Below are 2,513 nucleotides of genomic sequence, written 5' to 3' on the forward strand. Positions count from 1 at the left end.
TTTGTTATGTTAATTTAAATATTGTTTTTATATACAGCGAATAGAATGATGGAAATAAGATTAGCTGAATAATCTAAGACAGATTATCAGGACATATTTTCTCTTTATGCACTTAAAAATCCCATCGGAATTACGGGCTAATACTTTTCAAAATTTCATCTATTTCTACTGGTTAGCGCTGAATAACCAGCCGGTTACGTTTCATAAAAAATTAGCCATTTAATAAGTGCTTAGGTGCGTATTGCGTGTTACATTCGAGCATCGTTCTGGTTATCAAGGAGGAAACGATGAACGTAGCAAAAATGTATGATGATGTGTCGGAGCGCTATCAAAAGTTGGTGGATGACAGCCATTACGTCGGCCCACGTTGGATTTCTGGGAAGTTAAAAACCTTTCCCATCGAGCAAGGCTCGGCTCTCGACCTAGCCTGTGCGACAGGCAGTATCGGTCATGTCGTAAAAAATCACTATCCAGATCTCACCATCCATGGCTTAGACATCTCGTCCAAAATGGTTGATAAAGCGCGCCAAACTAACCTCTATCAAAGCGTCGCGGTTCATAACCTCGATGAGCCATTTTCCCCTTTGTTTGAGCAAACCTTCGACCTTATCACCGCACTTGGTTTTACTGAGTTTCTAGCAGAGCCTCAACAACTGCTGGAGTGCATTTCGCGTAAGCTAAGTGCGAATGGACGATGTTTTATCAGCTTTCAATACCACGATCCGGATGGACAAGATTTGCCTCGAAATACTTATAGTGGATCGGTCGTGCATACGGCATATACCGAAAGTGAAGTTGAGCAACTCTGTCAGCAAGCGGGGTTGGAAGTGGTTTCACTAGAAAACGTGATTGGTTACGTATCTGGTGTTGGTTATGTGTGTCGATACTTGATGCTAGAGCTGAAAAAGTCACACCGCTGAAATAAGTAACAAACAAGGACTGTTTTTGAAAACACAAGATTTAACCGAGTTCGGGTCGGGCATTGAATACGATGCTCAATACGACCAGCATTACCATCACGACATTGCTTTCATCACAAGGTTAATCGAAGAAACCAATGCTCGAAGTGTATTGGATGTCTGTTGTGGTTCCGGCATTGTCACGATTCCAGTCTCTGAGCAACTCAACGAAGCCATTGGCATTGATATTTCTGAAGGGATGCTCAAACACGCAAAGGACAAAGCCAAAAGTAGGAGTAACTTACGTTTTCTTCATCTCGACGCAACCCAGTTTTCGTTAGGTAAGAAGTTTGACCTAGCCATAATGACAGGGAATGCATTCCAAGCCTTTTTAAGTGACGACATGCTGGCAGGCGCACTGAGCTCAATATCAAAGCACCTAGAAAAAGGTGGGCGATTTGTCTTCGATACGCGGTTACCAACGCCAGAGAATCTAGAATTGGATCATGAGATGGCGCTGTGGCAAACCTATGTTTCTCCAACCTATGGTGAAGTGAATTATTTCGGTATGAAGGCCGAGTATGACTTGCAAACGTCCATCATGTATTTGAACAAAGAGCGCCATTTTGAAAGTGGAACGATTGAGCATTCCAGCATTGATTTAAAATATCGCCCGCTGGAAGACATAGAGGTTTTCCTTGAACAAGCGGGATTCAGAATTATAGAGAAGTACCAATCTTGGTCAGCGCAAGTATTTGAGGCGAATGCCAACTCGCTTGTCTGTGTGGCTGAGAAAATATAAACCAATGTTGAGGGATACAATGCAAGGGTTTCGAATTACTACATTGTTAGATGACATGGATTTAGACGTTATCTACCAGTTCATTTCAAACAGTTATTGGGGAAAGGGCATTCCAAGAGAACGCGTTGAGAAGTCATTGCGCCATTCGTTCTGTTTCGCGGTTTTGGATGACGAAAATCAACTCGTCGCTTTTGCTCGGTTAATTACCGATCGCACCACGTTTGCGTATCTTGCCGATGTGTTTGTAGTGGAGGCACACCGTGGTAAAGGCATCAGTAAGTGGTTGATCTCAGAAATTGTTGCTCATCCAGAACTACAAGGCTTACGCCGTATGATGCTTGCAACCCGCGATGCTCATGGGTTGTACGAACAGTTTGGGTTCACTCCTATTGCTCCAGTAGAAAACTTCATGCAAATCTGGAAACCGAATGTTTATCAGAGCTAAATCATGATGAGAGTTGAAGCTCAACAAGTGGCAATCGGATACCTCAAAACAACAGACGCTGCTCCCCTGTTTGAAAACTATTTAGGCGATGAGCAAGCATGCCGCTTCCTCAATCGCCAAGCCCACCAAAATGCTAATCAAACACTTGAAGCGATCGAAAGATGGCGCGCTCAATATGATCAAAAGTCTCCCAATCTATTAGTCTTCGCTATTGAAGAACTCACTTCTCAAACTCCTATAGGCTGTCCGGTGCTGATACCTGAGCAAGACAGCAGTGAAATCCATTTTGGTATTTCTGCTCGCTATCAGGGAAAAGGCTATGCAACCCAAGCCTGCAAACTTGGCGTTGTTTACTTGCAAAGCTTAG

General features: G+C 43.3%; 4 protein-coding genes. All 4 read left to right on the top strand.

Annotated elements, in window-relative coordinates:
• Positions 1-287 precede the first annotated feature (287 nt).
• Positions 288-920, top strand: a complete 633-nt coding sequence (locus R7Q47_RS23165; protein WP_025499952.1) for a class I SAM-dependent DNA methyltransferase — start codon at positions 288-290, stop codon at positions 918-920.
• Positions 921-945: 25 nt separating this feature from the next.
• Positions 946-1,701 carry a class I SAM-dependent methyltransferase gene (locus R7Q47_RS23170; protein WP_029834617.1) on the top strand — a complete coding sequence of 252 codons (756 nt, stop codon included), beginning with the start codon at positions 946-948 and terminating at the stop codon, positions 1,699-1,701.
• 19 nt (positions 1,702-1,720) lie between these two features.
• Positions 1,721-2,146 (top strand): GNAT family N-acetyltransferase, encoded by a 426-nt coding sequence (locus tag R7Q47_RS23175; protein WP_318089398.1) that lies wholly within the window; start codon positions 1,721-1,723, stop codon positions 2,144-2,146.
• 3 nt (positions 2,147-2,149) lie between these two features.
• On the top strand, positions 2,150-2,513 hold a 364-nt coding region (locus R7Q47_RS23180; protein WP_318089399.1), incomplete at its 3' end, for a GNAT family N-acetyltransferase.

This window comes from Vibrio sp. Vb0349, from assembly GCF_033338975.1.